This window comes from Cardinium endosymbiont of Culicoides punctatus (genome assembly GCF_004354815.1).
Taxonomy (GTDB): Bacteria; Bacteroidota; Bacteroidia; order Cytophagales; family Amoebophilaceae; genus Cardinium.
The window spans coordinates 1-8,205 of record NZ_QWJI01000037.1 but is presented as its reverse complement, the minus strand read 5'-3'; the positions used below and the strand labels follow the sequence as shown (position 1 = coordinate 8,205).

The 8,205-nt window shown below is 32.4% G+C and carries 7 protein-coding genes; 4 read left to right on the top strand and 3 right to left on the bottom strand.

Translation table 11 applies throughout. The annotated features are described in order from the left end of the window. Positions 1-465: 465 nt before the first annotated feature. On the top strand, positions 466-3,972 hold the full coding sequence (locus tag CCPUN_RS04060) for a sodium:solute symporter family transporter (RefSeq protein ID WP_133282303.1): 3,507 nt from the start codon (positions 466-468) through the stop codon (positions 3,970-3,972). Positions 3,973-4,089: 117 nt separating this feature from the next. Here CCPUN_RS04060 and CCPUN_RS04055 read toward each other — a convergent pair whose 3' ends face one another. Genes CCPUN_RS04055 through CCPUN_RS04930 form a run of 3 tightly spaced genes read right to left on the bottom strand, consistent with a single transcriptional unit; the run spans position 4,090 to position 5,509 of the window. Continuing rightward, the gene (locus tag CCPUN_RS04055) at positions 4,090-4,674 is read right to left on the bottom strand and encodes an energy-coupling factor transporter transmembrane component T family protein (protein ID WP_133282302.1); all 585 of its coding nucleotides are present in this window, start codon (positions 4,672-4,674) and stop codon (positions 4,090-4,092) included. Continuing rightward, positions 4,671-5,345 carry an energy-coupling factor ABC transporter ATP-binding protein gene (locus CCPUN_RS04050; protein ID WP_133282301.1) on the bottom strand — a complete coding sequence of 225 codons (675 nt, stop codon included), beginning with the start codon at positions 5,343-5,345 and terminating at the stop codon, positions 4,671-4,673. The genes CCPUN_RS04055 and CCPUN_RS04050 overlap by 4 nt, the downstream gene beginning before the upstream one ends. A 32-nt stretch (positions 5,346-5,377) precedes the next feature. After that, complete coding sequence (locus CCPUN_RS04930; protein ID WP_420888379.1) at positions 5,378-5,509, bottom strand: IS1/IS1595 family N-terminal zinc-binding domain-containing protein; 132 nt, start codon at positions 5,507-5,509, stop codon at positions 5,378-5,380. Between the two features lie 317 nt (positions 5,510-5,826). Between CCPUN_RS04930 and CCPUN_RS04045 the strand changes: the two genes are divergently transcribed. The 3 genes from CCPUN_RS04045 (at position 5,827) to CCPUN_RS04035 (ending at position 8,024) form a co-directional block, all read left to right on the top strand. Then, positions 5,827-6,441, top strand: coding sequence for a hypothetical protein (locus CCPUN_RS04045; RefSeq protein ID WP_133282300.1), 615 nt, complete (start codon positions 5,827-5,829; stop codon positions 6,439-6,441). Between the two features lie 21 nt (positions 6,442-6,462). Beyond that, positions 6,463-7,537, top strand: a protein-coding gene (gene prfB / locus CCPUN_RS04040) for a peptide chain release factor 2 (protein ID WP_133282299.1) whose coding sequence is annotated in 2 segments (ribosomal slippage) — positions 6,463-6,519 and positions 6,521-7,537 — 1,074 coding nt in all. Because the reading frame shifts where the segments join, the coding sequence is not laid out codon by codon here. Further along, the gene (locus CCPUN_RS04035; protein WP_133282298.1) at positions 7,503-8,024 is read left to right on the top strand and encodes an Lrp/AsnC family transcriptional regulator; all 522 of its coding nucleotides are present in this window, start codon (positions 7,503-7,505) and stop codon (positions 8,022-8,024) included. The genes prfB and CCPUN_RS04035 overlap by 35 nt, the downstream gene beginning before the upstream one ends. The last annotated feature ends 181 nt before the right edge of the window (positions 8,025-8,205 follow it).

The window sequence follows — 8,205 nt, the reverse complement described above, 5'->3', positions numbered from 1 at the left end:
TGAACCCTTAAAAATTTTTCAGGAAAAGTTATGGCGTAATCCATATACAGCTTTTAATTAAAAATGCGAAAGTCCTGGAAGAAACAGATGATATTATAAATAAAGAATTTAAGAAACATAACACCCGAAGCCAAGGATAAATGTGTAAAGAGTATACTGGGAGGCTTTTGAAGAGATTGTGTAAATATACATAATTCATTTAAAATCCTACATTCCGCCCTTTTTTTCAATGATAAGGATGATGAAGTACTCAAAACGTTTGCTAAATGTTAAAGACTTACCCACATAAACATAACTAGACATTAAGCTACCAATTTTATATTTTAATACAAAAGCTTGTTTTTTATAAAAAAGTTACCTATAATAACTTCTGCTAATAAAGTGGTAAATATAAGGTATCTAGATAAAGGTATCTAGAAAAACAGTTTTCAGCATTTATATAACCTTTTTAAAGCAAAAATTCCTATGATACTATCCAATCTTCCACTCCTTATGGCAGGAGCTTTTTTGTTATTTACATTGGCTGCAGGGATTTACTTTGGTAAAAAGACCACCAGCCTTAAAGAATATGCTGTAGGTCATAAAAACTTTGCCACAGCTACGCTGGTAGCTACGGTATTAGCCACAATTATTGGAGGAGGAGGATTAATACGAAATGTACAACAAGTGCATAACCAAGGTTTATATTGGATATTATTTTCAATAATAGGAAATGTAGATATTTGGATGGTTAGTGCTCTTGCAGATCGCATGGGACCATTTATGAACCACCTCTCTATGGCGGAAAGTATCGGTCGTATATATGGTAAAATGCCAAGAGCTATTACTGCAATAGCTTGCATTATGGCTGCTATTGCTACTCTTGCTATTCAAATTAATGTTATATCATTAGCCATCAATATGTGTACAGGTATGGATAATCCTAAAATCATAACTATTATTGCTACACTTATTCTTATTTTTTATTCTACATTTGGAGGTATTCGTGCAGTAACTTATACAGATGCATTGCAATTTATAACCTTTTTGGCAATTATTCCTGTATTAGCCTGGCTTATGTTCCAAAAAACGGGAAAGTCAATGGGAGAAACCCTAACCTTTTTACAGACACAAGAAAAATTTCAATTTTCTAGTGTGGTTAGATGGGATACCAGTTTAATCAGTATCATTGCATTGATTTTATCTGCTTTAATGTCTGCTATAGAACCACCAACAATACAAAGAATCTATATGGCTTCTAGTCCAATACAAGCCAAAAGAGTTTTTCTGTATACCAGCGTACTCCGTTTTGTTATCATAATTTTTATAGTTTTAGTAGGTATAGCTGTCTTTGTAGATGCTCCTGACTTAGCAACAGAAGAGGTTTGGAAGCATATTATAGGTAACATGCACCCATTTCTAAAAGGGCTTATTTGTATCAGCCTTCTTGCACTTACCATGTCTACAGCTGATTCTAGTCTTAATTCTTGCTCCGTTTTAATTAGCCATGATATTGTAGAAAGTATGCGTGGTAAAAAAACAACTATTTCAAATGGACTTAGGCTTGCTAGGGTTACTTCCCTAATTGTAGGTCTATCTGCCATGATCGTAACATTTTATTATAAAGACATCCTAGAGTTGCTGAAATTATCTTTTGATTTTTCTGTCCCAATCATTACAGCTCCTTTTGTATTGGCTGTTTTGGGCTTTCGAGGTACTTCTACTACTGCTCTAATAGGTATGGTTACTGGGGCAGTAACTATAACAGCTTGGAATAAATGGGTTGAACCAAAAACAGATATAGATGGTTCCTTTTTTTGTATGCTGGCTAATGGTATAGCGATGATGGTTGCACATTACTCACGTCCACAGCCAGAAGGTACAGGATGGATGAAAGAGGATGATGAAGCTAAACAGAAAAGACAGGCACAGGAAAGAAAAAAAAAGCGGATGCAAGAAGAAGAAAAGCTCCGTAGTAAGTTAGAGAAACTTAAGCCTAGTCATAAAAGTCTGTTGCTAATGAGCTTTTATATTGGAATTACCACGTTGTTTTCGCTCACTATAATCGGAAAAGATCATTTTACAATTTGGTATGTACTTAGATTAATAACGGCCCTCATTTTTTTTTGTTATGGTATGCATCAAAACAAGGGAGGTACCCATTATATATCTGGAAAGTATTGGGTTATAGGACTGCTTTTTGCACTTTCTATGGATATTTTTTTCCACTGGTTACATAGTACAAATCTTATATTTACCTTATTTTTGGCCTTTGTTCACCTGGCTTTTACTGCCTATATGCTGCCTGCTCATATCAGCATACCTGCTATGGTACTTAACGTTTCAATGCTGGCTTATGCTATCTTCCAGTTAGAAATAGAAGGAATCTTGCAAATAAGTGTCAAAAATATCCCATTGGTTTTAGTATTCGGTGTAGTTGTTCTATTGATTATTTTTTACGCTAAAAATCAAAATAATTTATTAAATAAGAAAATTTTTTACTTGGAACACCAACAGAAAGCTCAAGAAGAACAAAAACTTAAAGAAATTGCATATGGATTGGATATAACGCAAAAAAGAGACAAAGATGTAATTGCGGAAAATGGGACCATTTTAGAAAATGTAGTCAACAATGTAACCCAAGCTATATCCTTTTTGCATAACAGCACTCCGTTATATAAAGAAGATTTTCAGAGTATAATAAATAAATTTACAGATTGGGCGCTATTCTTAAAAAGACATAGTAAATCAAAAGACCATCTTCTGCTTGCTCCAAAAAAAATCACCCTATCGAACTTGATTAGCAAGGTAGAAGTAAAGGTGGAAAATGAATTGGGTATTATGCCAAGAATTTTTATGGAAAAAGAAGAACCACTATCTATGATATGTGATGTCGATAAGATTGTTGATGTATTAGTGACTGCTGTATTGCGCATTGTTAGTAAAGACAATGTAGAAAAAGATATGGTAAGGTTGGATATCCATAGTGCTACATTAATCTTTCATCAATGTGAAAAAGTTCACGAAAAACATGCCGTATTACGTCCTTTTGCAGCCATTACTATTGTAATTAGCAATTACAATACGCCAAGAGAAAATATAACGCCCTATCACAGTTGCTATGATGATAAAATGTTTGTAGAAAACAATTTAAATCGACACCGTAATGTAGATCCAGAGCCTATGGATATCACTACAAGTAATATGCTTGGGATTATCCAATCACATTATGGCTATCTAGAATTGCCTAAACCAGACAAAGATGGTATTTTGATCGCCCTTCCACTGAATGTCAATGATATACGAGAAGAAATGATTGAAAGATTACCCTTAGACTTACTCTCTGCTACCAAATCTGAAATAACTCCAAAGGAAAAAGTTGATTCATTGAAAGTATTAATTGATTTTCATGAATATGCCTGTAGCGTTTCTCATGCTGATCCTGCTATCATAACAGAAATATTGTTACTACTGAGACGTTGTTATGGATTTAAACGCCATATGTGTGGTGAATTATTTTATGTACGTGCTGCAGGCATAGCTACATTGGTTTCGAAATGGGTTGGTATTTCACCCAAACCTGTTTACGCTGCGCTCTTGTATGATTTGGTGCGCTATACCCATCTATCACTTTCCTATATTAGAGCCAACTATAATTTGGGTATTTTTGAATTTGTAAAAAATATACTTGCCATAGATAAACGTAAAGACCTAGAAGAATCCATGTTGTATATAGACAATCGTTTTAAAGATGCTGTCAACGATGATCAACGGGTTGTTCTTTATGTTAAGTTGGCTGAACGCCTTTATGACCTTGAACATGCTGCAGGCTATAGCAACAAGTCAGAGATCCTATCTATGGCGCGAGAAACATTTGCTATAGATATACTTCTTGCACAGAAATATCTGAGCATGGAACCCGAAATAGCTAAAGCGCTAGGTGATGTAGCACATAATGTTATATTTCATATAACTAAAGAGGGAAAAGAATGATTTTGAGGTGTTCTGCTATTTTTTCTAGATAGTATGCACTGGTTAAGTTGTATAGAAATCTTACAAAATATAAATATATGTTTTAAGACTGACTACCAACTATAAATAATACACCTTCTACCAAGAACGTGCCTCAATAGCTTCAGCAATATTTTCTGCCATTTTTAAAGTTTTAATAACTGTAGGAATGATAATTCCTACAAAATTATGCTCTATCCCTCGAGCACGCTGCGCCATATGTACTTCTTGAAAAGAATTTGCAATTACAGGAATAAACCGTAAGGTAAGTGACAAAGATAAACTAATTTTTCTATGATTTAGACCAAAATAAGATAAGAATACTAAAAGCTTCTCTATGCTTTCCATTATGTCAGATGTGCGTGTTGTTAATGTGATCAATAAAGAGAAAAATATTAATATACAAAAACGTATAGCTGCTTTTAAACTGTTTATCCATCCACTATAACTAAACCATACGATGATCAGTACCATACCAATAGACCATAATTGAGCTCGGACCATTTTTAATGGAATCTTAGCAACAATGTATAAAGATATAGTAAGTAAAAGGCTAATGGTTAGTATAAAGAAATTAGAACTTAAGCATAAAACAATTCCAAGAGTAACCAACCAGCATAACTTGATGGCAAAAGATAATCTATGAATAGGAGAATTCCGTTGATAATAACTTTCCAAATTCATATCATCATTTTTTTATATGTGGCGATAGCAACAGAAGGATGTCCATCTGCAACAACCTTACCCTGCTCAAAAACGATTACCCTATCAAAATTTGACAAAAATTCAAGGTCATGAGAAATGACAATAGCAGTTTGGCTTAAATTTTCCATTACTTGAAAAATCTTTTTTTTATTTTTTAAATCTAAAAACGTAGTAGGCTCATCAAATATAATATACTCAGGATCCATTATGACTACTCCGACAATCGCTAATAGTTGCTTTTCTCCATCACTAAGCAGGTGTGCAGAGGATTTACGTAAACATTCCATATTGTATAAAGATAAAAGAGAATCAATTTTTCTATCGATATCAACTTTATTATATCCAATATTTTTTAATCCAAATGCTAAGTCTTCTTCAACTATAGGGAAAACAATTTGATTATCTGGATTTTGAAAAATAAATCCTACTTTACGTCTTATTTCTCTACCACATTTACATGTATGTAAGCCATCTATAATTACAGTACCTTCAGTAGGTAACTTAAGACCATTAAGCAACTTTGCAAAAGTGCTTTTACCACTACCATTGGCACCAATGATACCAATTTTTTTTTCAACTAACTGTAAATTGATATTTTTTAATATATACTTATTATCAATTTTATAACAAACATTTTGTAGTTCTATCATATAAATTTAATATTTCCTTATCTCCAAATCTTCTATACATTAAAAGTGTTTCTCTCTATACATTGTTTTTTGCAACTTTTACATAAATAGCTTTGTTTTTGGTCTTTATTAAAGCCATTTTTGACTACATTTACTTCAGTTAGGAATTGAGACCACTTTTCCATGACATATTACTTTGAGAAAAATGAACCGTTTTTTATCAAATATAATGAAAAATATTCAATGTCAATGATTTATACAATCATATATGTATATCACTACCAAGAATATTTGTTTGTATATTTATATTTTAGTATGTTAATACGATAGAGGCCATCTATAATTAGGTTAATAGATAGGGAATGGCCACGTAAACTTTTCATTTCTGATAGAATTCGTGATGCAACGCAAAAAGGCAAAAATTATATTTTTTTTATTTTTATTCTTGTTTTATTGTACTACTCATTATAGTAGCCATAGTTACTCCTTAGGCATAGACTTTGTGGAAAGAGCTTATTTCAATAAAAATGGCTCTGGTGGATTTAGTCTTAAAGTTGATTTGACAAAAATCGGTAAGCTGATCTCAGTAATCAAATATATTAATAAAGATTATCAACATATTACAAAAATTATTGGATATAATATTTTTTCTGCTGCTGAACAAAGATTAAAAAAAATAGATGGCATTAGTGATATTCGCCTAAAACAGGACAAAGCCATGTTGAAGTTTACTATTAAGTTTGCATTTGAAAATATTAAAGTACTGAATAAAGCTGTTGATCAAATAAATAAAGGACTTGATCCTACCAATATCACTTATTTCAGCTTTAGTGATGAACTATTTGTCCGTGAAGATGTAAATGGTATAGCAAAAAAATTACTCCTTTATAAGGAACATGATAACTGCTTAGTTAATAGTTTAGATTTAGCCTTTTTCTTTAGAGATAGTACCTATACTACCATTTATACATTCCCAAATAAAATTGTAGATTTTAGTAATCCATTCAGTGAGCTTACTGAAGATAAAAAGACAATAGGTATTGCACACCATATATTTGCTATTGGTGAAACAGATGACTCTATAAGTAATCGTATTCACTTTGAAAACAATAACTGACAACTTTTAAAATTTAAACATATGAAAACTAAATATTTTAATGTAAAAGAGAGAATAGAGGCTTTAAAACACTGTCTTTGACTATGTTGGTAAAATAGAACAACTGCAGTTATTAGAAGAAAAAAGTATAGATCCTTTATTTTGGTCTAATCCCGAAAAGTCAGAAAAAACCATTCAATGCATTAAAGCACTAAAAGTAGATATCGATCAGCTAAATACACTACAGACTAAATGGGAAGATCTTCTTTTATTAGAAGAATGGTTTGAACAGAACGTTGTGAATCAAGAGGAATTAGATACGGTAGAATCGGCCATCTCTACTTTACTAGAAGAGCTTGAGTTAAAAAAAATGTTAGATGGGGAGGAGGATCATTTAGATGCCATTATAGATATAAAGCCAGGCGCCGGAGGAGTAGAAAGTCAAGATTGGGCCTATATGCTCACACGCATGTATACCATGTGGGCTACAAAACAAGGCTATACTGTAAAAACTATTCATTATCAATCAGGAGATGGTGCAGGGATAAAAGCCGTTACACTTGAAATAGTAGGTCCATATGCATATGGATATATAAAAGCAGAAATTGGTATTCACCGTTTGGTACGCCTTTCTCCTTTTGATGCTGCAGGTAAAAGACATACTTCATTTGCATCTATTTATGCAGCGCCTGTAATCGACGATTCTATCAAAATAGAGATAAATCCTGCCGATTTAAGTTGGGATACTTTTCGTTCTGGTGGAGCTGGGGGGCAAAATGTTAATAAAGTAGAAACAGCCGTCCGTGTTAAACATATGCCTACTGGTACAGTAGTAGAATGCCAACAAGAGCGTTCTCAACTACAAAATAGAGATAAGGCTTTACAACTGCTCAAATCCAAACTCTATCAGAGAGAACTGGAAAAAAGAAGAGAAAAACAACAACAAATAGAAAATGCTAAGAAAAAAATTGACTTTGGTTCTCAGATTAGAAGTTATGTATTACATCCCTATAAATTGATTAAAGATAGCCGTACAGGACATGAACGTAAAGATGTAGAAAATGTTTTAGATGGAGACCTGAATGGATTCATCAAAAGCTATTTGTTGCATCGTTAAATATAATAAAGGAAAGGCGTTGAAGAACATGGAGCTAGATACCATAGATAAACATATATTAAACATTGTACAGGGCAATGCAAAAATTACTAATGCTGCTCTTGCCCAAAAAATTAACCTATCCCCTGCAGCTACGCTTGAGCGTGTTAGAAAGCTAGAACAATATGAAGTTATTACAAATTATTGTGCAAAAATTAACTATTCTAGGTTAGGATATGCTTCTGAAATTATTGTTGGTGTGAAACTACAAAGAGTTACATCTGAAAATATAAGACTTTTTGAAAAAACTATTGATAAAATCAATCCTATTACAATTTGTTATCAAGTAGTAGGTATATTTGATTTTATTTTAATGGTACAATCACAAAATATGACTCACTATCAAACTATGGTAATAGAAAAAATCTATACGTTAGACATTGTTAAAGAGGTACAAACATTGTCCATTACACAATTGATTAAAAATAAGCATGTTGTTTTTGAGTAGTTAGTTAGTATGTATGGGTATGGATTTACCTACATGATCAAAGCCTTTCCAATTATTTTCCCTCTGTGGATATAAAAAAATTCATGATTTTTGTATTACAATAGGGTGGTGGTACAAATATATGATTTTACTTAGCCCAAGCGTTACCTTTATTTATGCTATCAATGACTATCATGATTGC

Bases quoted from the DNA above. Each gene is read 5' to 3' on its own strand.
- CCPUN_RS04035 (WP_133282298.1), top strand. From the start codon at position 7,503: ATGGATTCATCAAAAGCTATTTGTTGCATCGTTAAATATAATAAAGGA.
- CCPUN_RS04055 (WP_133282302.1), bottom strand. From the start codon at position 4,674: ATGAATTTGGAAAGTTATTATCAACGGAATTCTCCTATTCATAGATTA.
- CCPUN_RS04930 (WP_420888379.1), bottom strand. From the start codon at position 5,509: ATGGAAAAGTGGTCTCAATTCCTAACTGAAGTAAATGTAGTCAAAAAT.
- CCPUN_RS04050 (WP_133282301.1), bottom strand. From the start codon at position 5,345: ATGATAGAACTACAAAATGTTTGTTATAAAATTGATAATAAGTATATA.
- CCPUN_RS04060 (WP_133282303.1), top strand. From the start codon at position 466: ATGATACTATCCAATCTTCCACTCCTTATGGCAGGAGCTTTTTTGTTA.